The following is a 22,681-nucleotide window of genomic DNA, read 5'->3' on the forward strand; positions in this document are numbered from 1 at the left end:
TATTTAATAACAAATGAAAAAGGCAAAGACTTCAATGAAATCTTTGCCTTTCAGTGCGCGGAATATTGGTGGTCAGTGCTGGTTCAGCAGATCCAGATGAGCAGCAAACTCCTTGGGCGACATAAAGCCGGTCACCCGCAGGTCATCCCTGAGGCCACTTTGTGGATCGAACAGCAGCAGGGTAGGCAGACCCAGCACGCCGTAGGTTTCCAGCAGGGTCACATCCACAGCATCGGATTTGGTTACGTCGGCTTGCAGCAGCACCATGTTGTCGAGGCGCTTTTTCACTTCCGGATCCGGGAAGGTGATGTGCTCAAATTCCTTACAGGCCACACACCAGTCGGCGTAGAGATCCAGCATCACAAACTTGCCTTCCAGACGGGCGATGGCGAGTTCGGCATTGAGGTCTTCCACCGACTTGATGCGTTTGAACTCAACCCCTTCCTTGGCTTGCTGCGCCTTGTTGGTGGGCATTTGATAGCCAAGGCCACCCATTACCGCCTGGAAACCGTAGGAGAAGGCCGCCAGCAGAGCCAACATCAGCAGCACCGAACGTACGGTTTGCTTCCAGTTGAACTCGGTCTTCTTGTTCTGATGTAGCAGATAGCCTGCCAGCGCTACGCCCCACAGGGCCCAGAGCAGATCAGATACCATGCCCGGCCAGATGCGGCCAATCATCATCACAGACACGGCGATCAGCAGGAAGCCGAAGATGGTCTTGATGATTTCCATCCAGGCGCCGGCCCTTGGCAACAGCTTGCCACCGGAGGTGCCCATCAGCAGCAGTGGCAGACCCATGCCCATACTGAGCACGTACAGGGCAGCAAAGCCCATCAGCAGATCGCCACTTTGGGCCACATACACCAGCGCGCCGGACAAAGGCGCCGTAGTGCAGGGCGATGCCACCAGACCCGAGATAACCCCCATCATAAAGACGCCGGTGAGGTTGCCGCCTTTTTGGTTGTTGGACAGGCTGTTCATCTTCTCCTGCCAGGAGGAAGGCAGCTTGAGGTCGTATAGACCAAACATGGACAAACTGAGGATAAAGAACAGGATAGCCAGGCCAATCAACACCACGGGGTGTTGCAGTGCCGCCTGATATTTCATACCGGCAGATGCAACCACCAGCCCCAGCAGCGAGTAGGTAATGGCCATACCCTGTACATAAGCCATGGACAGGGTAAAGGCGCGGCCGGTTGAGAGCTTCTCGCCCTGACCGACGATAATGCCCGACAGGATCGGGTACATGGGGAAGACGCAGGGAGTGAGCGCCAGACCAATGCCAAGGCCAAAGAAAATCAGTAAGGTCCAACCGAGATTACCCTCGGTCAGCATTTGCGCCAGGCTGTCCTGCTGGGTCAGCGGCCCTGAGGATTGCGGCTGGGAGACATTGGCGGCAGGCGCGCTTCCTGCCATATCCAGCTTGCCGTCATTATCGGCTACCGGCTTGATATCTGTGCTGACCTTGGTGGGTGGGAAGCAGAGTTTGCCTTCGGCGCAGCCCATAAAGGTGACTGTGAGTTTGGCGTTGTCGCCCGCCGCTTTTACGGCCGCAGGCAGTTCAACGAAGGTGTAATACACCTCCTGTTTGCCGAAATACTCGTCTTCGTGCATCTTGCCCTTGGGCAGGGCGATATCACCCAGCTCGCCGTTTTCAAGCTCAAACTTAAGCTTGTCGCGGTACAGGTAATAGCCATCGGCAATCACAAATGACAGGGTGACCTTATTGTCTTGCTGGCTGGCATCAAACACAAAGGCCTGATCCACCGGCATCAGTTCGGGTTCGCCCTTCAGAAAATCAAACTTTTTGCCAAACAGGTCGTCGGCAAAGGCCGTGGGCGCGAGCAATAGCAGGGTGCTCAGCAGCAGGGTGGTGATTTTTTTCATCATTGGGTGTTGTCTTTAATCCAGTTCAAATAGCCGGGGAGTCCCTGGGTAATGGGCAAGGCGATAATCTCGGGCAGCTCGTAGGGATGCTGCGTCAGGATTTGCGCTTCCACCTCGGCATACAGCGCCTGTTTCGTTTTGATAAACAAGGGATACTCCTTGTCTTCACACACTTTCCCCTGCCATGGGTAGACAGAGGTGATTGGGCTGCCAAGCTGCACGCAGGCGGCCAGTTTGCCGGTCACCAAATGGTTTGCAATCTCAAGACCGACTTCCCGTGAGGGACAGCTGGTCATGATCAGGATATAGTCTTCCATGGGCGTGGCCATGATCTCTCCCAAGGTTTAAACCTCCCTTAAGGCGGCTTTGTTAGTCTTGAAACCGTGCCTTGGCACGGCATTCAGCAGCAAAGGACCTCAGGGGTGAAGCTGGCAAACACTTTACGTGTTTTAACCGAGGCTTGCATTAAGAGAAAGCTGAAATAGTGATACCGGTTGTTTCTACCCGAAGCCATGCTTGCGGGCTTGAGCTTTGACCGGACAACCCCCATTTATATTGCACAACCCAAGCAAGGGAAAACGGTCAGCGGGCGCTAATGTCCGGCCGGCTTGTCCCTTCTTCAGCGCGCGAGGGCGAGATGTTTTTTGTTTTATTATTGGTATTTATCGTCATACCCGTGGTTGAGCTGTCGGTGCTTATCCGGGTAGGAGAAGCTCTCGGCAGTTTGACCACAGTAGCACTGGTTATCTTCACCGCCGTGGTGGGGGTATCGCTGGTGCGAAGCCAGGGACTGTCGACCCTGATGCAGGCACAGCAGAAAATGGCCCGCGGCGAAGCGCCCACCGGCGAGCTGGTGGAGGGCATGATGCTGGCCATGGCCGGGGTGCTGTTGCTGATCCCAGGCTTTGTAACCGACTTTATTGGGCTGTTACTGCTGACACCCATTACCCGCAAGCCGTTGGCGGCATTGGTGCAAAAGCGCATGCAATTCAAGGTGATGGGTAATGGTAGTTTTGGTGCCAATGGCCAAAACCCCTTCGGCGGCCAGAACCCTTTTGGCGGTCAGAATCCCTTTGGTGGCAACACCTTTGAAGGCGACTTCGAGCGTAAGGACGAGCCTGTGGATGGCAGTAAGCGTCTCGACAACGGCGACACCAAGCCGCCTCAGGATGATGACGAGCAGCCCAAACGCTAAGGAAGATGCGAATAAGTCCCGTGCTTGCTGTGCGACGACTTGCTCGCACCTTCGCTAACGCATCTGACGCTTGGAAATAACAAACCCCGCCTCAGCGGGGTTTGTTTTGGTTACTCCTGAAGCATCCGCGGATCCTTGGGATAAAAGTCATCTGGCTTGCGGGTAATACGCTCAAAGCGGCGGGTGTTTTTGTAGGGTAGCTTCATAAAGCCTGATACACCACTGCCCTGAATTTTGTCCACGTGGTGCAAAATGCGATCGAGGCTGGCACGAAACGCCGCCTGTTTGCGGGGGTTAAGCAGCTTAAGGTAGCTGTGAATTTTTAGGTGCCCACCCTGGGATTCGAAAATGATGCAGCCGGTGTGGTGAATTTGGTTTATCCAGCCAAGCTCGGTCATGATTTCGCTGGGTAGTTCCAGGTTTTCATCCGGATCTTTACCGTCTTCAAAGTAAGAGTGCAGCCGGGATTTGTCTTCCAGCATCGGCACGTCGCCCACTTCAAACGGCAACTGCTGATCGGCGCTGGCGGCAAAGGCGCCTGTGTCGGGGTGCCTGCTGATGTGCAGAGTATCCCTGGCATTAAAGAAGCAGGCCTTAAAGGTACCCAGCCGGGTAATGCCCCGGGCCATCAGCACCATATTGTTCACCGCCTGCACCAGCGCCTGCTTGAGTCCGGCATCGTGCAGCGCCAGGTTGGAGTCGATAAACACCCCTTCCTGCTGCCAGTGAATCGCCAGCCCGCCCACGATGGGATACTGCCCCAGGCGCCCCACGGCGGCGATAAAGCCTTTTTCGGTGTCGCCCATACCGGCGAGGAAGTTGCGGTAGTACTTGTCGAGCTGCACATCGTCCACCCGGGCAATAGGCTCTTCTGCGTTGTGCTCCCGCAGGAAGGATTTGCGCGAGCTGTAAGTAACAGTATCCACCTCTTTACCGCGGCTTTGCACCCACACGGGAATTTCGGCCATGGCCTCGGGTCTGGGGATATCCGGCAGCAGCAGGCGGTGGCTGTGGCGCATGCTGCGAAGGAAGTAGTCGCCGCCGCGATTGCGCACGTTCGGATCTTCACTCAGCATGGCTTCCAGGGTGCGGGCAAGCTCCAGGGGCAGCCCGATACTGGTGGGCGGGATAACCCGAGAGCCGAAGCGGCTTGCCTGCCCAGACGCCAGCGCGTACAGGGTGGCTGCCACGCCCTGCTCGTCGAAACGGGGGGTGGAGAGGGCGCCGTTTAATTGCTCGTCACCGATAAAGTAGACGTCGCCCATGCGGGCATTGGTGTGCTGCTGGTCGCTGGAGAGCAGGTTCATCACGTGCTCTTCCACCGGGCGGCCATGTTCGTCGCGCTGGGCAAATACTGCCGAGCCCCAATCAATCAGCGACAGGTGGCCTGTGGCCTCATCGAACACCAGATTCGAGGGTTTGATATCCCCATGCACCAACGGTCGACCGGTGCGTAAATACACCAATAAATCCGCCAGTTGCCGGGCAATACTCATAATCATGGGCACCGGCAGGGCGCCGCGTTTACGGCACAGCTGCTCCAGTTCTTCCCCCGGGGCCCGCGCCATCACCAGAATCCCCTGTTTGCCTACCCGTTCGAACTTCACCAGCGGCGGTACATTGGGATGGCGGCAGTGGGACAGCATAAAGGCCTCTTCTTCGAGGCGATCCTGAATGTGCTGTGGCAGGGTTATGCGGGAGAACTTGAACACGTGGGCGTCTCCGGCCTCGTTGACGCCGGCAAACACAAAGCCATAAGCCCCCTTGCCGATAAAGTCGATGTCGCGGTAGCCGAGTTTTGACAACTGCTGCTTACACAAACGCACCCAGGCCTTGTGCTTGCGGGCATCGTCGGCCTTGAGCAGGTAGATGGATTGTTCTTCAGAAATGTAAAAGTGTTGCAGCTGAGGCGTATGGGCGGACAAGGACTTCCCCGTTACTGTATCCAAACTTTCATTTAAGCCATATCGCGATGTCACAGGCAAGGAGTTTACCCTCTGCCTACCCAAGTTTTTTGCCTGCCATTTTGATTGAAATCAATCCTGTGCCATTCACTTCTCGCTACCCTGTTTTTAACTTCCATAATTCAATTAAGTGTCGTCAAGCGACGGACAAGGAGGGCGATATGACAGCCCAGAACAAAGAGAAACTCATCGAGTTATTTGATTTTGCCAGGCGGCGCATTATTCAGTCGATGGAGCTGAGGCACTGCCCCCACGCGGGCTTTTACAACAGTGTCGATGAGCGCTGCATCTACTGTCATCAGGGCATGGAATGCGTGTGGATGAACCACAACGACGAATTGGTGACGCTGGAAGAGAAGACCGAAGACGAGCTGAAACAGCAGCTGCTGATTGCGGTCGACTTTGTTGACTCCAATCTGTCGCCTTACCACCTGACCCGGCGCAAGTGTCAGTGCGAAAATTGCCTGTGGCTTCGAGAGGTGAATGAAGTGCTGGGTAACCCCTGAGCGCGGATGTGCCTTTTGCCCTGGCTGCCTTTTGCATCCCCCGGGCTTTGCCGTTAGAGTAAGTCGTCTTTTTCATCTTAGGGGACGACTATGGAGCCCGGATTTTGGCACGATAAGTGGCAATTGCAGCAGATTGGCTTTCATCAGGCCGACATTAACCCATTTCTTGTAAGGCATTGGCAGCAATTGAATTTGCCACAGGGCAGCAAGGTGTTTGTGCCCCTGTGCGGCAAGTCATTGGATATGGAATTTATCGCCGCCCAGGGGCATGAGGTGCTGGGCTGTGAGCTCTCCGCGCTGGCGGTGCAGCAGTTTTTCGAAACGGCCGGAACTGAGGCCCATATCGAAACCCGAGCTGAGCATGTGCATCACAGCGCCAAGGGCATTGAGCTGGTGCAGGGGGACTTTTTCACTCTGCCTGAAGAGCTGGTGGCTGGCTGTGAGGGCTTTTACGACAGGGCTGCGCTTATCGCCTGGCCTGCCGAGATGCGTATCGATTATGCCAAAAAGCTCGCCGCACTCATTCCTTCCGGCGCCCGCGGCTTGCTGGTTACGCTGGATTATCCGCAGGAAGCCCTGAGTGGCCCGCCGTTTGCTGTATCTCCTGACTGGGTGCAGACCCATCTTGGTCCCTGGTTTGAAGTGACGCCGCTGGAATGTCAGGACGTGCTGGCGGAAAACCCCCGCTTTGTTAAAAAGGAAGTGCCCTGGCTGAATGAAGCGGCCTTCCTGTTAGTACGAAAATAAATTCCGTTAAAAAGCCGCTTTAAAACCAAAGTGATACAAAAATAAAAGGCGACCCTGGGGTCGCCTTTTTTACGCTGTTTGCCGAATGTCTGCGGCGCAAAGCCGCTATTCAGCCCAGGTGTTTGGCATTGCCAAAATTGCCGGGATTAGAAGTCGTAACGCACGCCAACTGAGAAGACATTATCGTCCTGCAAATCGACCTTGCTGCCCGCCACCACATGGTCGCCTTCATACATGGCGTAGTGACCATAGAGCAGGGTGGATTTGGCCACCCGATAATCGGCACCCACGGTGATGTTGGTGACGCTGATATCTGTACCGGCAGTGCCGCTTAACGATTTGTAATACTTACCAAATCCCGCCTCATCTTTGCCGTATTCGGCCTTCAGGTTCACGCCATTGAGGTTATACGCCAGGTTCAGCAGATAGGTGTTGTTGTCATCGCCGCCGCTGGCACTTTCGCTGTTCTGGAACAGGCCGCCGAGCTTGAATTCACCCAGCTTAACCTGCGCCACTGCGCGGTAGGCATCGACATTGCTGATGCCCTTGTTATAGGCACCGGCCAGGTAGAAGTTCTGCTTTTTCAGCTTCTTGTCACCCACAGTCACAGACAGTGCGTACTGGGCATCGTCGCTGCCGTTGTTGTCTTCCATCAGGTAGGTGGCGTTGAAGGTGATGAGGTCGGCAATCACCGGCGAGTGGTACCAGATACCGTCGGCGCTGCGGGTCTGACCGGCAAGCAGGCGATCCATATCGGCGTTGGTATTGCCAAAGAGGTCGATGCCCCCTTCAGATTGCTTGAACACGGTATCGTTACGGCCAACCAGCAGGGTACCGGCGGCGGTTTTGATCCCCAGGTAGGAGTTACGAGGCTTGAAGGTATCGCCCTTGGAGGAGGTGTTTTCTACCTGAAACTCCAGCTGATAAATGATATCAAGGCCGCTGCTGATGTTCTCGCTGCCCTTTACCCCCAGATGGGAGAAGTTGTTTTCGAAGTAGGTACCACTTTCGCCAACTGTCACGCCATTGGTGCCGCTTTGCAGGGTTGAACCGGCGTCAGAATTGGTTACTGCAAGGTCGATACGGCCATAAAAAGCGGGGCCTTCGGCAAAGGCCGCAGCGCTGAATACGCCAAGCCCAAGCAGGCTGGCTGAGATGAGGGTCTTGTTCATAGGGTCTCCCTAAAGGTCTGTTTATTGTCTTGTTTCCTCTGCTCTACGAGCGCACTGATAAGGCAAGTTGCAGGCCAACTGGTGCACCGTTAATTAAGTGGATGGTTATTAAGATGTTTGTGAAATGTTATAGCTTGGCGTGCGGTTTAGTTGGGTGGAATGCCGCCTGAAACAGAGTGCGCCCTGGGTGGAAATCCGCCGCTTTTTAAGGCGGCAAGCTCCTGAAAAAAGCAATAAAAAAGGCGACCTCTGGCCGCCTTTTATTGTCACCTCAGGGGTGATTAGAAGTCGTAGCGAACACCTACGGTGAACACGTTGTCATCTTTCAGATCAACCTTGGTACCGCCAACCACATGGTCACCTTCGTACATGGCATAGTGGCCGTACAGCAGGGTAGACTTGGCTACACGGTAGTCAGCACCCACGGTGATGTTGGTTACGTTCACGTCAGTTGCAGGATCGGCACCCTTCAGAGAAGAGTAGTATTTGCCCAGACCAGCTTCGTCTTTACCGTATTCGGCTTTCAGGTTTACACCGTTGAGGTTGTAAGCCACGTTCACGAAGTAAGTGTTGTTGTCGTTACCGCTGTCCACTTTCTCAGTGTTCTGGAACAGACCACCAATCTTGAACTCGCCCAGTTTAACCTGAGCTACGGCGCGGTAAGCGTCAACATTGCTGATGCCTTTGTTGTAAGCACCGGCCAGGTAGAAGTTTTGCTTTTTCAGCTTCTTGTCACCCACAGTCACAGACAGCGCGTACTGAGCGTCGTCGCTGTTGTTGTTGTCTTCCATCAGGTAGGTGGCGTTGAAGGTGATAAGGTCAGCAATCACTGGAGAGTAGTACCAGATACCGTCGGCGCTACGGGTTTGGCCAGCCAGCATGCGGTCGATATCCGCGTTGGTGTTACCGAACAGGTCGATGCCGCCTTCAGACTGCTTAAATACAGTGTCGTTACGACCTACCAGTACAGTACCGGCAGCGGTCTTGATACCCAGGAATGAGTTACGTGGCTTGAAAGTGTCGCCCTTGGAAGAGGTGTTTTCCACCTGGAATTCCAGTTGGTAAACGATGTCGATACCAGAGCTGATGTTTTCAGAACCTTTCACACCCAGGTGAGAGAAGTTGTTTTCAAAGTAGGTGCCGCTTTCGCCAACAGTCACGCCGTTGGTGCCGCCCTGCAGGGTGGAGCTGGCATCTGAGTTGGTTACAGCGAGATCGATACGGCCGTAGAAACTTGGACCTTCGGCCAGCGCGCCGAATGATGCCAGGGCCATTACCGATGCAACTGATGCAGAGATAAGGGTCTTCTTCATTTTTTCATGCTCCCTAGAACCGAAGTTCTAATCCATTTTTATGGTTATTAAATTGTTTTCCTCTATTTTTGCTACGGCTGTGAAGGCGCGTAACAAAGTTGCCGTCGATTTTTACAGGTTTGTCGATTGCAAGTTGTGGAGTGGATCAAAGTTTTGGGCCTCCTTTGAAGGATTTAAGACAATTTTGTGACTGAGTCCCTCGTTGGCCACACTTTATGCTTAAATCCTGTAAAAACACGGTATTGCATACCTAAAAAGGCATAAAAAATCCGTGTAATGTCATCTAACTTTAGCAGTGCTTAATGTATCTGCAATAAAACTGACATCTTTTTTGCACAAAAAAGAAGCGGCCCGAAGGCCGCTTCTTATCTTTGATTTGGTTTTTAAAAATCAGAAGTCAACGCGCAGACCCAGGGTCACCACATCGTCACTCAGATCCACTTTTGCACCGCCAAGGGACATATCGCCGTCAAAGCGGGTGTAATGGCCATAAACCAGAGTATTCTTGCTCAGGCGATGATCGGCACCCACAGTGTATTGTTTCAGATCCACATCGCTCACATCTTCCATACCGCTTTGGGTATCGCCAACGAAGCGGCCCACGTATTTACCCAGACCCGAGTCATCCTGGCCGTAGGCGGCTTTAAGGGTGGTATTGCCCAGCTTGTAACCGGCGTTGATAAACCAGGTATCGCCTTCGAGGTTGCTGTAACGGTCGGCCACATGCTCAGAGTTCTGATACAGGGCGCCCAGCAGCAGCTCGCCAAACTTCACCTGTGCCACACCACGGTAAGCTTTGATGCCATCCAGACCGTCGTTGTACGCGGCGGCAACATAATAGTTTTGCGCCTTCAGCGCCTTGTCACCCAGGGTGGCAGACAGGGCGTAGTTGTTGCTGCTCCACTCATCGTTTTCGCCTGGGTTGTACCAGCTGCCTTCGCTGTAGTTGTCAGACATCACGTAGGTGGCGTTCAGGGTCAGGATGTTGGCAATCTTGGGTGAGTAATAAGTGATGCCATCACCCAGACGGCTTTGACCGGCGGCCAGCAGGTCGATATCGGCGTTGGTGTTGCCGAACAGGTCGAAACCACCTTCAGACTGCTTGAACACGGTGTCGTTACGGCCAACCAGTGCGGTACCGGCCAGGGTTTGCAGACCCACGTAGGTGTTACGGGCGTTGAAGGTATCGCCTGAGTTGTCGAAGTTGTTAACACCGAACTCCATCTGATAGATCACCGCGATGTTCTCGCTCAGCGCTTCAGAACCCTTAACCCCTAACCAGGAGAAGTTGTTCTCAAACACGGTGCCGTCCTTTTGGTTTTGAGTCGCGTAACCCTCGTTGGAGTTGGTCAGAGCCAGGTCTACGCGGCCATAAAAATCAGGACCTTCGGCCAGCGCGCCGAAAGAAGACAGGGCGGTTGAAGAAGCGATGGCCATGGCCAGAACGGATTTTTTCATAGGTGTGTTCCTTGCATTGAATAAGATGCTCAAGGGTGCGATTTTGGGCACCCGTTAACTTCGGGAAGGGGCAAATAACGGCTGTGTCGGCACTGGGTGAAACCAAAGTCCACCGTGGCATGGCCGCAATTGCACCTTCCTTAGAACCGGCGGCAGTTTGGCAGGGCAAAATGGCTTTGATTGTGATCAGGATCACATCGAGTCAAAAGGGGCTTTGTTCTATCATTTTGTTTTACTTGGATAAAACATAAGGCTCATTGCGCAGTAACTGTGGCGGTGCCAAGCTGGATCCCACAGGTGACAGCGGCAACAGTTCGGCTACAGGCGCAAAGGCTTGTATCCGGGAGTTCCAGCGCCATGGCAGGCTTTATGCCCGGGGCGCTTTAGGCTAGAATGCGGCGTTTTTTACGGCACGGGGTAACAGGGTGGAACAGCAACTTTCAGAGGCGTATTTGAACCGCTTTGGCGGCATCGGCAGGCTTTATGGCCAAAAGGCGCTGACCCGTTTCCATCAGGCGCATGTCATGGTGGTGGGGATTGGCGGCGTTGGCACCTGGGTGGCCGAATCGCTGGCCCGCAGTGGTATTGGTCAAATCAGTCTGATGGATCTGGATGATATTTGCGTAACCAACACCAATCGCCAGATCCATGCGCTGGCAGGCACGGTCGGCCAGTCAAAAGTGGCGGTGATGGCAGAGCGTATCTGTGAGATAAACCCCGAATGCCAGGTCAATGAGCTTGAAGACTTCCTCACCACCGACAACCTCGGCGAGTACCTGCTCCGTGATGGCAGTATCGACTATGTGGTGGACTGTATCGATGCGGTAAAACCCAAGGCGGCGCTGATTGCCTGGTGTAAGCGCAATAAAATCCGCATTGTGACCATTGGCGGCGCCGGTGGACAGATGGACCCATCCAAAATTCAGGTTACCGACTTATCGCGCACCATTCAGGACCCACTGCTGGCCAAGGTGCGCAACATATTGCGCCGTGAATACAACTTCTCCCGTAACCTCGAGCGCAAGTTTGCCATTGAAGCTGTGTTTTCCACCGAGCCATTAACTTACCCCGGCAGCGATGGCGAAGTGTGTGCCACCAAGCCCGAGGGCGGCGGCAGTATGCGAATGGATTGCTCGTCAGGATTTGGCGCCGTAACCGTGGTCACCGGCACCTTTGGCTTTATGGCGGTCAGCCGGGTGCTGAGCAAGCTGCGCCAACTGGCTCAGCAGTAAGCGCCTGCCCCAGTCCGGATAGGTCAGATAGTGTATTGATAGCCTTCGGGCGGTGGTGTACCGCCCTGATAATCATCGAGTTTGATGGGAATGCTGAGCACGAAGGTGGCACCGCCCAACGATGACTTTCCTTCGTATCTCACACTGCCTTTGAGCAGCGTCGCCGCATTAAAGGCGGCCGACAAACCAAGCCCGGTGCCGCCTTTGGAGCGGCTGGTGGTATAGAAGGGTTCGAACATGTGCTCGGCCACTTCCGGGCTGATGCCCTTGCCGTTATCTTCAAAACGCACGACCAGCAGCCGGTTTTCCAGATAGGCTTCCACCCGAAAGCGGTTGTCGCGATCCGGGCTGAAGGCGTGGGCATAGATATTGGACATCAGGTTGCTCAGGATCTGATTGAGCAAACTGTAGTTGGTTTCAACCTGCAAATCCCCGCTCACATCCAGCTCCATGGTGGCCGCCATGGGCGCGTAAATCACCTGAGTTGCCTCGTAGATATCGCGGCACATCTGCGGGATCAAAATGTCTTCGTGGGCCTCGTGGCTTTGCTCGGCGGCAATGGTCTTGAATTTCTGGATCAAATTGCTGGCGCGGGTAATGTTGCTGACAATCAGTTCGCAGCTTTGTTGGTACTCTTCCAAAATGGCATTGATTTCTTCCAGGGTGGCATCTTCGCTGTGGATAAGCTTTACCAGCTCGTCGATATGCGCAAGCTGAGCGCTGGCCGCGGTAAGGCAAATGCCAATGGGGGTGTTGATTTCGTGGGCAACCCCTGACACCAGTCCCCCCAGCGCCGCCATTTTCTCTTGCTCGACCAGGGCTTCCTGGGCGCGCTTGAGGATCATCAGCGACTGCTCCAGCTCTATGGTCCGCTCTTTTACTTGTTTTGCCAGCTCGTCCTTGTAGGAGCGCTCCAGCTCCAGCAAGCGTTCTCTGTCTTCGAGGGCATTTTGCAGCTCGGATTTGGAGCGTTTCAGGGCACCGAAGGAGCGGTGTAACTGCTCCTGCATCTCATTGATGGCCAGGGCCACCTGATCAAACTCGTTTTGCGAGCCGCGCTTATTGAAGATCAGCGGGTTGTAGTCTTTCTCGACGTCTATGTTCTGGCAGTAACTGGCCAGCGTATTGAGGTGACGGGTAATGTTTATCCACACCAGAATAAGGATCATCCCCGCCACCAGAAAGGTTTTAATGGCGTTGGACAGCAGAATAACAATGGCTTTGTCGTACAGGCGCTGGTAGACCTCGTTCAAATCCGCCTGAATCGTCAGCTTACCCACGGAGATGCTTTCGGTGCCCGAGTTGTAATTGAGGGAAAACACCTTTTCGATGATGTTCTTATCGATGGGACTGCCGCGACTCCAGTGCTGGCCGCTGTCATCGTCGATGGAAATATAAGTGATGTCGGGCAGTTGAATCAGGCCCTCGAGCTGGGTGTTGATAAGGCGCTCGTCGATAACCCAAATGCTGGCAGCCAGCACATCCAGGCTGACCTTTTCGATATTGGAAAATGCCCGGTCGATGCGGTGCAAATCGCCGTTATAGTCGTTGTAAAGTTGGTAGCCAGTGGTGATCAGGGTGATCAGCGAACTGAACAGCACGATGGAAATCATCAGTTTTCGACCGATTTTGCTGCTTACCGCCTGGCGAGAGAAACCCAGCATTTGTCCCTTTGTATCCTGGCCTGCCGTTGATTATGTATAAGCATAGTTGGGATGCGAAAAAAACACAGATTTTCTGGACTTATCTTGCATTTTCACTGTGGCATTCAATTTGCTTGTTAGCGTCTGTGTTCAATTTTCTGACGGACGGGGTTTGCCATGTACAAGCCAAATTGGGAGTCGCTAAAAGGGTTATCGGCCAAAGAGTGGGGATTCAGGGCCATGTTGTGGTTGCTGATAGCCTCTGCCGCGCTGAAGTTTGCACCGGCTGACTGGCTGGCACTGCTGCATCTGGATGCCTGGGCTGCCACCAATTCCGCGTTTGTGGGATTGGGACTGATTGTTTCCATTGCCTTTTTTGTCGCCTTGCTGGCGAACTTTCTGCTTGATGAGGCCATCGGCTACTTAGGTACCAAGCGGAAAAAGGAAATCATTGAACACAAGGTGCAGCTGCTGGACCCGGCCGAGCGCGCCTTGCTGCGCGAATTCTTCCTGCAGGGCAAAACCATTCTCACCCTGCCGGTGGATGAACTGGCGGTTCGCAGCTTGGTCGATACCAATATTCTCGAGTGTTTGGGAAACATCAAACACTATGCTATTCAAGGCTCTACCGCAGATTACAAGATAAGCATGCTGGCGCGGGTGTATCTGAACCGCAGTGTGCTCAGGCTGCCCAATGGCGAGCTTAGCCAGGAAGATATGCAAAACCTTATCAAGGCGCGTCCGGGGTTTGCCAACAGCGTGGTTTCACACCGTAAACCGCCACAGCGGGCGGCGTAAGCGAGCGCTGGTATGCCTGGGCGATGAAGCTGAGTCACGCATCGGCTTGATTGGTCCAGCTTAGGCGTGCAGACATTGTGCGCGCCGCAGCCAAACGTCAAAAATCAGACACAAAAAAGGGGGGCCATCTGGCCCCCTAATTCACTCTTGAAACATGCACAGTTAAGAACATTGAAAGCAAAAACTAAGGCTTTGCAGACTTCACAAACAGCATCCACGTGATGTAGGAAACGATTCCGATTGTGGTGAAGATAACGATCATTGAGAGTAACCCAATCGGGTTACCAAACATCAGATCAAGCCAAAACGCCATGATTGAAATCCTCTTTCCTGTGAAGTCACAGCTAAATTACTCCCCGCCGCTTTAGGCTTTTCTGATCTCGATCAATAAAGCACCCTGATTCATTACATCGCTGAAAAACAAGTGTTAATAATTTGATGTGAATCAAGTTTTGCTTAATTTTGGAACCCTGAACCATACTTAGCCGTGATGATGGATTCCAAACTCATTAGCATATACCTCTTTATGGGTATAAATTTCTGAGGGATTAGGCATGTCAGCACTGCTTGAACACAAAGCCATTTATCTTTTTGCCGCCATTGTGCTGGCTATAGCAACTCTGCTTTTGTTGGCGCACGGACTCTGGCTTGAGCCTTTGCTAATTGTGGTTGCCGGATTACTGGCTGCCGGTGGGCTTTGGCGGAGTCGTCAGTTGCTGGCGGCGCTGGAACAGGATGCATCACATCTGGGGGACGGCGATCTCACCCGCAGCATCCCAGTGGAGCAGCAGGGCCAATACCAGTTGGTGGCGCGCGGCTTGGCGAGGATGTCCGAAGACGTTGGCCGTACCGTTTCAGCACTGATGGACACCAGCGAATCGATGAATCTGGTGGCTGCCGATTTGAAGCAGGTCAGTGACGTGGCGGCCAAAGGTGTGGCCTCTCAGGAGCAGCGCACCGAAGAAGCAGCGTCTTCCATGGCGCAAATGGTCAATACCGTGCATGACATCTCGGCCAATGCCGCCCGGGTTGCCTCGTCCGTGGATGAAGCCAAATCCCGCGCCGTGCAGGGCGGCAGGGTGGTAACCGAGGCGGTAGGCCGAATCAATGCCATGACCGAACAAATCAGCCAGAGCGAACAGGTGATTGAGCGTCTGGCCCATGATGCCGCCAATATCAGCAGCATTATCGATACCATTTCGCAGGTAGCGGAACAAACCAATCTGCTGGCGCTGAATGCGGCCATTGAAAGTGCCCGCGCCGGCGAGCATGGCCGTGGCTTTGCGGTGGTGGCCGACGAAGTGCGTAACCTTGCCAAGCGTACCTCAGAAGCCACGGTGGAAATTCAGCAGCAAATTCAAACCCTGCAGGCGGGCAGCCGTGAAGGTGTCAGCGTCATGCATGCGTCGGTGAGTCTGGCCGAAGAAACCCGCACCCTGGTTACCGAAGCCAGCGAAGCCCTTGAGGTGATAGTGTCGCAGGTGTCGGAAATCACGCAAATGAGCCATCAGATAGCCAGTGCCTCCGAGCATCAGCAGCAGGTAGCTGAGCTTATCAACGACTCCATTTCTTCTATTTCGCGCCAGGCGGCCGACAATGCCCAAAACACCAATCGCAACAACCTGGCCAGCCTGAAGCTGTTTAATATGTCGCAGGAAATTGGCTCGCTGCTCAATCGTTTCCATATCGACAGAAGCCGTAAAGACACTATTAAAAGCTTTGTCAGTTGGGGGCCTGCGCTGGATGTGGGCATGGCCGAAATTAACCGCCAGCATCAACGGCTTATCTCGCTGATTAACGAGTTGCACCGTGCCATGCAAGAAGGCTACGGTATCGAAGTGATCAAACGGATTGTGCAGGGGCTGGTGGACTACACCGCCAACCACTTCAGCTATGAAGAAGAGCTGTTTGCCCGCTTCGGCTACCCCCACAGCCAGGAGCACATTGCCGAGCACCATAAGCTGGTGACCCAGGTACTGGAGTTCCAGCGTCGTGTGGGCCGCGGCGAGGACGTCTCGGATGAGCTGATGGGCTTCCTCAAGGCCTGGCTGCTCGACCACATTCAGGGCAGCGACCGGGCCTACAGCGACTTTTTGGTTCGCATGGGGGCAGACTGAGTATCTTGGAGCGTTTTTTAAGCGATTGATGACCTGAGTCTTTGAAACTCGGGCAAAGGGCTTGCCAAGTGATTGGGCACAGGTATAATCCATGCCCAGAGTCGATGACCGAATTCGGTTACGACCACACAATATGATGCCAGAGTGGTGAAATTGGTAGACACAGGGGATTCAAAATCCCCCGCCCTTAAAAGCGTGTCGGTTCGAGTCCGACCTCTGGTACCAACTTAAAAGTCAGCCTTGAGCTGGCTTTTTTGTTTTTTGGGCGCGGAAAAGCAAACCGACCCGCCGCGTGTCGGCTGGATGGCCAGCCCCGTCGGTCTGACCTCTGGTACCAACTTTAAAGTCAGCCTTGAGCTGGCTTTTTTGTTTTTAGGGTTCTTGCCAATAATAACCGCGGTAACTTGGCTTGGTCCGGTTGATGCGTCTTTTTAGTGTGGTGCGCCACTGGCTTGGTTTCTCTTGCCCCAACATAAAAAAGCCGCCTCTTCGTTAAAAGAGGCGGCAAAGAGAGAAGCGGGAGGGGTGCCGCTTCAACTTGGGCTCGGTAATGCAGGGCTAAAGTTCTTGTTTTTTTCGATACTTAGGCTTTGCTTGTCAGTGATGCTGCGGTTTATTCAAGATCCCGCAGGGTATCGAAGCAGGCGCCCAGAGTGTGGTAGTCACACTTGGCACCGGCGGCGCTTTTCTCGTTGGAATACTTGCGGTTATCGCGATACAGCACCCTGAACCAGGCGCCGTGTTCATGGTCGACAAAATGTTGCCAGGCGTAGTCCCACAGGGCGTTGTAGGCATCGAGGTACTTTTGCTCGCCGGTTTGCTGATACAGCATGGCAGCTGCGGCAAAGCTCTCTGCCTGCACCCAGAAGTACTTGTCGTCGTCACACCAGTCGCCATCCGGGCCGAAGCCATACACCATGCCGCCGTGCTCTTTATCCCAGCTCTTGTCAAAGGCTGTGTCGAACAGGGTTTTGGCTCGGCTTATCAGCCAGGATTGATGGCTGTGGCGGGCGAGTGACAGCAGCAATTTGGCCCACTCGGTCTGGTGGCCGCCCTGGAAGCCCCAGGGGCGGTAGAGGTTCTTGGGGTCGTCCTTGTTGTAGTTCCAGTCGATGGCGAATTCCGGGGTAAAGTGTTCCCAGATGATGCCGCCGGTGAGCGCCGCCTGACGGTTGGCAATCTTGTCGGCAATCTCCATGGCTCGGTCGAGAAAACGGCCTTCGCCGCTGGCTTCAAAGGCGGCAATCATGGCTTCACACAGGTGCATGTTGGCATTCTGGCCGCGATAGTCAGACAGCACGCCGTCGGCACTGATTTCATCGGCATAGAGACCATACTCAGGTTGCCAGAAGCGCTGCTCGAGCAGGCGGTAGATCCACAGCAGCTTGTCGTTGTCCGGTAAAATCCCGGCCTTGCGGCAAGCGGCGAAGGCGAGCAGTACGAAGGCATAGCCATAGGCCTGCTGGGTCATGTCCTCGGGCTGATGGTTTTTCAGTGTCCAGGCAAAGCGCTCATCCGCTTGCAGATGCACCTCCAGCAGATATTGCAGACCATGGCGGGCGTGGGCCAGATACTCAGGTTTATCCAGCACCTCGGCGGCGCGGGCGTAATTCACTATGATGCGGCAACTGCTTACCAGCTGGCGAAATCCCGGGTCAAACAGGCTGCCGTCATCATAGTAGTTGTGAAAATAACCGCCGCTGGCATCCAGTACCCGCGGGTCGTAAAAGTCCAGAATGCTTTGGGAATGGGACAGTAAAAAGTCACGGCTGTAGAAGTTCATAGTGTTCCTTGAAATCAGGCCCCGCCAGCAACGTAGGCAGGGCTTGTGGGATCAATAATCGTCAACGGTGGCGCCTCAGACACCGCTTTTTGAGGCGTGAAACGCCTCGGCCTCGGCGAGCCCCGGCAGTGCCGGGAAGGCGCCGGGGCGGCTCACTGCCAGGGCGCCACAGCCAATGGCAAAACCAAGGGCATCTTTGAGGGTGGCTTCGGTTTCGAGCAGGCTATCCAGTCCATCGCGGGCGATGCGATACAAGAGGCCGCCGATAAAACCATCGCCGCCGGCGGTGGTGTCCACCACATCCACCTTGGGCGCTGCTAAGGTGAGGCTTTGTTTGCCGAAAAAGGCACGCACCGGATTGCCGCCATCAGTAACCAGCAGCAACTTGCAGCCGGAGTCGAGCAGGGTTTGGATAAAGTCGATCTGAGTGCTGTCTGCCAAATACTCAAGTTCTTCCCTGGCAAACTTAAGCACATGGGCCCGACTAACCAGCGCCATCACTGTCTCTTTGCAGGCGCTGCCCCCTTGCCATAAGTTGTGGCGCAGGTTCACATCCACGCTCACGTAAAGCCCGGCGGCAATGGCTTTGTCGGCTATCGACAGGGTGGCTTCTGCGCTTTGGGGCGTGGTCAGGGTGTTGCTGCACAGGTGTAAGACGGCGGTGTTGTCAAACCAGCTGTTATCCACTGCGGCGGCATCAAACAGGGTGTCGGCGCCGCCATCACGGTAAAAGCTGAAGCTGCGGTCGCCCTCATCGTTCAAATGCACAAATGCCAGTGAGGTGGGGGCAGAAACGTGGCGCCCAAGCAGGCTGATATCCACGCCATAGCGCGCCAGCGAGTTGGCAAGAAAGTCGCCGAATTTATCTTTGCCAACCAATCCGGCAAAGCGGGCATGGCCACCGAGCTTGGCCACCGCCACAGCGGCATTGGCCGGGGCGCCGCCGGGGTATTGGCGAAAGCAGGGCAACATCAGGCCATCGTCTTCATCGCTGCCGGTACACAAAAAATCAATCAGGGCTTCACCGAAGCACAGCACCCTTTTACTCATGACGCAGTTTCTCCGTGTGGCCGCTGACGGGCAAAAAAGGCATACCAACAAATATAGAGATAACAAAGTGTTGGTACGATAAAGCTCAATTGGATGCCGACACTGTCGGCCACAAAACCCTGGATAACCGGCAGAATGGCGCCGCCCACAATGGCCTGACACAGCAGCCCCGAGCCACGGCTGGTAAGCTCGCCCAGGCCTTCAATGGCCAGGGTGAAGATGGTGGGGAACATGATGGAGTTGAAAAAGCCCACCGCCAGCACGGCCACCATGGCCATTTCGCCGGTCGAGATGATGGTGAGCATCAGCAGCAGGTTGGCAAACACGGCATTGGCCGCCAGCACCATGGCCGGGTTAAAGCGGCGGGTAAGGGCCGCTCCGGCAAAGCGACCGAGCATGGCGCCGCCCCAGTACCAGGCCACCAGATCTGCAGCGCTCTTTTCATCCAAACCGCCAATGCTGGGCTCGGCAAAGTAGTTCACCAAAAAGCTGCCAATCGATACTTCTGCGCCCACGTAGAGGAATATCGCCAGCGCGCCCAGCAACAGGCGTTTATGGGTTCGAAGCGAACCTGCGTGGCGATGGTCCACTCCCATATCCGTGTGTTTGACCTTGTCGCCAAGGAAGATAAAGCCCACCGCAATAATGCCAATCACGGCGGCCAGCAGCAGATAGGGCAATTGCACAGCTTCGTGGGTGCCCGCGGCAGCGCCGAAAATCAGCAGGCTGCCAAACAGAGGCCCCAGCGTATGGCCGAGGGAGTTCAGCGCCTGGGCCAGATTCAGGCGGCTGGCGGCGGTGCGCTCTGGGCCGAGGCGGGCCACGAAGGGATTGGCCGACACCTGCAAAATGGTGATGCCCGAGGCCAGCACAAACAGCGCCAGCAGAAACAGCTCATACTCTTCAAGGCTCGATGCCGGGTAAAACAGCAGGCAACCCGTAGCCATGGTGCACAGGCCAAAGATGATGCCCCGCAGGTAGCCGATGCGGGCAATGATAAGCCCCGCCAGTGGTGATACCAGAAAGTAGGCGCCAAAGAAGCAGAACTGCACCAGCATCGCCTGGGTGTAGCTGAGCTCGAATATCCCTTTCAAATGCGGGATAAGAATATCGTTCAACGCCGTGATAAAGCCCCAGATGAAAAACAAACTGGTCATGGCGCCAAACAGCAGCTGCTGATGGCTCTGGGTTGGCAAGGCGCTTTCGCTGTGGGATGAGGTGGATGAAACGAAGGCCATGGCTTAGTTTCCTGTCAGTGAAAATGAAGGCGGACGGTCGGTCTTGGCCTGGCCAAAGGCCGGATTCGGCTTGTCTGAAAGCTTGAATTCCAGGCTGGTTTTTCGCTCTACGTAATCGGCCGGAATATAGCTTTTCAGGCTGGGTTTGCCATCAAGCACTATTTCATCGATATAGACGTTGTCGTTGCTGGCGCCGGGGGCGCGGATGCTGAGCTTGCCTATCTCGGTGGCTTCAAACACAGGGGCGGCCAGTACCAGCTCGGCGCGGCCCGGCAGCATGGGGTAAAGCCCCAGCGCCGAGAACACATACCAGGACGACATTTGCCCTAAATCATCCTGCCCCGGAATACCCTTGGGTGTTGGCAGCCACAGGGTGTTCAGGGTCTCGCGCACCACCTTTTGGGTTTTATGGGCGGTGCCTGTGTGCAGATACATCCAGGGGCTGTTGATGGAGGGCTGATTACTCACATCGGCAAAAAAGGCATCATCGCGGAACAGCACATAGCTGCCGTCTGGCTTGATAAAGTGGCTATCGAGCCTTGCTTCCATGGCGGCGTCGCCGCCAAGCAGCGCCGACATACCTGCGCCATCAAAGGGCAGCATCCACAGGTATTGGGCTGGGCTTCCCTCAACAAACAGATGCGGACTCGCCGGGTCGAAATCGGCCTTCCAGCTGCCGTCTTTGTTGCGGCCCTGAATGTAGCCAAGCTCGGCGGTGGCCTTGGGGTTGTAGAGGTTTTTCCAGTAGTCTGCGCGCTTAAGCAGCTGCTTGCTCTGGCTCTCATGGCCAAGGCTCGCGGCAAGCTGCGACAGGGCGAAGTCGGCGCTCACCTGCTCCAGGGTTTCGCTGGCGCCTTCCCAGGCGTTGGATTGGTCGGAAATGTAGTTGAGCGACAGCCACTGATCCAGCGAAGGCCGCTGACCACGGCAGAACACAGGGCAGCCGGTGTCGCTAAGGTCAAACTGAGTCGGCTCGGTGGCGGCCTTGTAAAGCGACTCGTAGGCCTCTTTCACCGCAAAATCATCGGCGCCGAAGGCGACAAAGTTGGCGATGGCGATGGTGGAGGGGTCGCCTGACATTACCGAGGTCGCGCCCGAGTTGTGGGTCCATCTGTCCCACACGCCGCCATATTGATTGGCTTGATTGAGCATCGACTGTGCCATGTCGGAGGCGATTTTGGGCTCCATCAGGCTTATCAGTTGCAACTGCGAGCGGTACACATCCCAGAGGGAATAGTTGGCGTACTGCGCGGCTTGACCTGCGCTCAGCTTATGCACCTTGCCATCGAAGCCGGTGTACTCGCCGTTGACGTCACTGAAAAGATTGGGGTGGTGCAGCGCATGGTAAAGTGCGGTGTAAAAGGTGGTGAGCCGGTCTTTGTCGGCCTCTGGGTCGGCGGCAACCTTGACCTTGGCCAGGGTCTCATTCCAGCGGCTATTGGCCTGGGTTTCGATGGCGGCAAAGTCTTTGTGCGCCTGCTCGGCAATCAGGTTTTGGCGGGCGTTAGCCTCGCTCACGTAAGAGATACCTACCCTCATGGTGACCTTCTGCTTCGCGGCGGTATCGAGTTCAAGCCACAGGCCAGAGCCCTTGCCAAGCTCAGGCACGCCCTTGGGGCCGTAGCCGGTGCCGCCTTCGCTGTAGCTGGCGCCCGGCAGCATCTTATCATCCTGCCAGCCACCGCTGGCGATTACGGGCACGTCCAGCTTGGCAACAAAGTGCAGGGTGTAATAGCTGTAGCGGTTGGCTTCGCCCAGATAGCCGCAGAAGTTGCCACTGGTGACTGAGCCTGTGATTTCGCCGGTTTCGGGATTAAAGCGGGTGCTGGCTTTTTCGCTGCCAAGCTGGTTGTAGGCGGTGCGGAACAGCAGCTTGGCATCTGCATCTTTAGGGAAATCAAACTCGGCGATGCCGCTGCGCTCAGTGGCGCTTAAATTCACACCAACACCGTTATCAAGCGTGAGGCGGTAGCTGCCGGGGCGCACGCTTTCATTGGCATGGCTGTAGCCCACGCTGTAGTAGGCGTCCATCAAGTCTGTGTCGGGTGAGTGCCTGATGGGCTCCAGGAATGGCAGCACAGGCACTTCGCCCGAGGCGCCAAGGCAGCCGGTGCCGGACAGGCGGGTGAAGCTGAATCCCTTAACCCGGGTGGCGTCGTAGTTGTAACCGCCGGGGGAGACGGGAATGCGCACCTTCTCTTCCAGTACGCGCTTTTTTAAGCCTTCGCTTTCATTAAGCAGCGCCTCTGTGTAGGCGTGCTCGGGGCCAAAATTGAACATACCAAAGGGCAGCGAGGCGCCTACCGCCACGTTGGCCGCCTGACGATGGTTGAAGACGCCCTGGCTGCCAATCAGCGGATTAACAAAGTCCACCGGCTGGGTAATCCAGTTCGGGCCTTTGGTCGCCTCGCTGGCGGCGATGCTGCCACCCTGGCTGCGATTTGTGTCTGAGTCATAGCTGCCGCAGCCACTGAGCGCGATGGCGCCCAGTGCGGCTGTGACGGCGAGGCCTATGAGGGTAGGGTAAGTGTGCATTGTCAGTCCTTGTGTGTCCTTTCCCGCTTTTGACGGTGGACGC

At 55.2% G+C, this 22,681-nt stretch carries 18 protein-coding genes and 1 tRNA gene; 7 read left to right on the plus strand and 12 right to left on the minus strand.

Going from position 1 to position 22,681, the window contains the following annotated elements; genetic code table 11:
* Positions 1 to 72: 72 nt before the first annotated feature.
* Together STH12_RS00370 and cutA are read right to left on the minus strand one after the other, a co-directional pair.
* Positions 73 to 1,887 (minus strand): protein-disulfide reductase DsbD, encoded by a 1,815-nt coding sequence (locus STH12_RS00370; protein ID WP_126169365.1) that lies wholly within the window; start codon positions 1,885 to 1,887, stop codon positions 73 to 75.
* Positions 1,887 to 2,216, minus strand: coding sequence for a divalent-cation tolerance protein CutA (gene cutA, locus STH12_RS00375; RefSeq protein WP_126165719.1), 330 nt, complete (start codon positions 2,214 to 2,216; stop codon positions 1,887 to 1,889). Before cutA ends, STH12_RS00370 begins: the two co-directional genes overlap by 1 nt.
* 308 nt (positions 2,217 to 2,524) lie before the next feature.
* Here cutA and STH12_RS00380 point away from each other — a divergent pair, with 308 nt between their 5' ends.
* Positions 2,525 to 3,082 carry an FxsA family protein gene (locus STH12_RS00380; RefSeq protein ID WP_126165720.1) on the plus strand — a complete coding sequence of 186 codons (558 nt, stop codon included), beginning with the start codon at positions 2,525 to 2,527 and terminating at the stop codon, positions 3,080 to 3,082.
* A 110-nt stretch (positions 3,083 to 3,192) separates the two neighbouring features.
* Here the strand turns inward: STH12_RS00380 and STH12_RS00385 are convergent, their stop codons facing one another.
* Positions 3,193 to 5,007, minus strand: coding sequence for a protein kinase domain-containing protein (locus STH12_RS00385; protein WP_126165721.1), 1,815 nt, complete (start codon positions 5,005 to 5,007; stop codon positions 3,193 to 3,195).
* A gap of 200 nt (positions 5,008 to 5,207) precedes the next feature.
* On the opposite strand from STH12_RS00385, the gene STH12_RS00390 reads away from it, so the two are divergent.
* A complete protein-coding gene (locus STH12_RS00390) occupies positions 5,208 to 5,552 on the plus strand; it encodes a hypothetical protein (RefSeq protein ID WP_126165722.1) in 345 nt (114 codons plus the stop codon).
* Between the two features lie 90 nt (positions 5,553 to 5,642).
* Positions 5,643 to 6,299, plus strand: a complete 657-nt coding sequence (locus tag STH12_RS00395) for a thiopurine S-methyltransferase (protein WP_126165723.1) — start codon at positions 5,643 to 5,645, stop codon at positions 6,297 to 6,299.
* Between the two features lie 146 nt (positions 6,300 to 6,445).
* Here STH12_RS00395 and STH12_RS00400 read toward each other — a convergent pair whose 3' ends face one another.
* The 3 genes from STH12_RS00400 to STH12_RS00410 all read right to left on the minus strand — a co-directional run bounded on the left by STH12_RS00400 (position 6,446) and on the right by STH12_RS00410 (position 10,242).
* Positions 6,446 to 7,471, minus strand: a complete 1,026-nt coding sequence (locus STH12_RS00400; RefSeq protein WP_126165724.1) for a porin — start codon at positions 7,469 to 7,471, stop codon at positions 6,446 to 6,448.
* Positions 7,472 to 7,752: 281 nt separating this feature from the next.
* The gene (locus STH12_RS00405; protein WP_126165725.1) at positions 7,753 to 8,784 is read right to left on the minus strand and encodes a porin; all 1,032 of its coding nucleotides are present in this window, start codon (positions 8,782 to 8,784) and stop codon (positions 7,753 to 7,755) included.
* A 390-nt stretch (positions 8,785 to 9,174) separates the two neighbouring features.
* Entirely contained in the window at positions 9,175 to 10,242 is a 1,068-nt protein-coding gene (locus STH12_RS00410) for a porin (RefSeq protein WP_126165726.1), read from the minus strand.
* 425 nt (positions 10,243 to 10,667) lie between these two features.
* Between STH12_RS00410 and tcdA the strand changes: the two genes are divergently transcribed.
* Positions 10,668 to 11,474: a tRNA cyclic N6-threonylcarbamoyladenosine(37) synthase TcdA gene (tcdA, locus tag STH12_RS00415; RefSeq protein ID WP_126165727.1), complete on the plus strand. Its 807-nt coding sequence runs from the start codon at positions 10,668 to 10,670 to the stop codon at positions 11,472 to 11,474.
* 23 nt (positions 11,475 to 11,497) lie between these two features.
* Here the strand turns inward: tcdA and STH12_RS00420 are convergent, their stop codons facing one another.
* A complete protein-coding gene (locus tag STH12_RS00420) occupies positions 11,498 to 13,138 on the minus strand; it encodes a sensor histidine kinase (RefSeq protein WP_126165728.1) in 1,641 nt (546 codons plus the stop codon).
* Between the two features lie 156 nt (positions 13,139 to 13,294).
* Between STH12_RS00420 and STH12_RS00425 the strand changes: the two genes are divergently transcribed.
* Positions 13,295 to 13,915 (plus strand): superinfection exclusion B family protein, encoded by a 621-nt coding sequence (locus STH12_RS00425; RefSeq protein WP_126165729.1) that lies wholly within the window; start codon positions 13,295 to 13,297, stop codon positions 13,913 to 13,915.
* Positions 13,916 to 14,099: 184 nt separating this feature from the next.
* Here STH12_RS00425 and STH12_RS00430 read toward each other — a convergent pair whose 3' ends face one another.
* The gene (locus tag STH12_RS00430; protein ID WP_126165730.1) at positions 14,100 to 14,228 is read right to left on the minus strand and encodes a DUF3149 domain-containing protein; all 129 of its coding nucleotides are present in this window, start codon (positions 14,226 to 14,228) and stop codon (positions 14,100 to 14,102) included.
* A gap of 241 nt (positions 14,229 to 14,469) precedes the next feature.
* On the opposite strand from STH12_RS00430, the gene STH12_RS00435 reads away from it, so the two are divergent.
* Positions 14,470 to 16,032 (plus strand): bacteriohemerythrin, encoded by a 1,563-nt coding sequence (locus STH12_RS00435; RefSeq protein ID WP_126165731.1) that lies wholly within the window; start codon positions 14,470 to 14,472, stop codon positions 16,030 to 16,032.
* 138 nt (positions 16,033 to 16,170) lie between these two features.
* A tRNA-Leu gene (locus STH12_RS00440) sits at positions 16,171 to 16,257 on the plus strand.
* 388 nt (positions 16,258 to 16,645) lie between these two features.
* Here STH12_RS00440 and STH12_RS00445 read toward each other — a convergent pair.
* The 4 genes from STH12_RS00445 to STH12_RS00460 form a co-directional block, all read right to left on the minus strand.
* On the minus strand, positions 16,646 to 17,815 hold the full coding sequence (locus STH12_RS00445; protein WP_126165732.1) for an AGE family epimerase/isomerase: 1,170 nt from the start codon (positions 17,813 to 17,815) through the stop codon (positions 16,646 to 16,648).
* 75 nt (positions 17,816 to 17,890) lie between these two features.
* Positions 17,891 to 18,865, minus strand: a complete 975-nt coding sequence (locus STH12_RS00450; RefSeq protein WP_126165733.1) for a carbohydrate kinase family protein — start codon at positions 18,863 to 18,865, stop codon at positions 17,891 to 17,893.
* Positions 18,862 to 20,103 (minus strand): sugar MFS transporter, encoded by a 1,242-nt coding sequence (locus tag STH12_RS00455; RefSeq protein ID WP_126165734.1) that lies wholly within the window; start codon positions 20,101 to 20,103, stop codon positions 18,862 to 18,864. Before STH12_RS00455 ends, STH12_RS00450 begins: the two co-directional genes overlap by 4 nt.
* Before the next feature lie 3 nt (positions 20,104 to 20,106).
* Positions 20,107 to 22,638, minus strand: coding sequence for a GH92 family glycosyl hydrolase (locus tag STH12_RS00460; protein WP_126165735.1), 2,532 nt, complete (start codon positions 22,636 to 22,638; stop codon positions 20,107 to 20,109).
* Positions 22,639 to 22,681 lie beyond the last annotated feature (43 nt).

Origin of the sequence: Shewanella khirikhana (assembly GCF_003957745.1) — a bacterium.
Classification (GTDB): Bacteria; Pseudomonadota; Gammaproteobacteria; order Enterobacterales; family Shewanellaceae; genus Shewanella; species Shewanella khirikhana.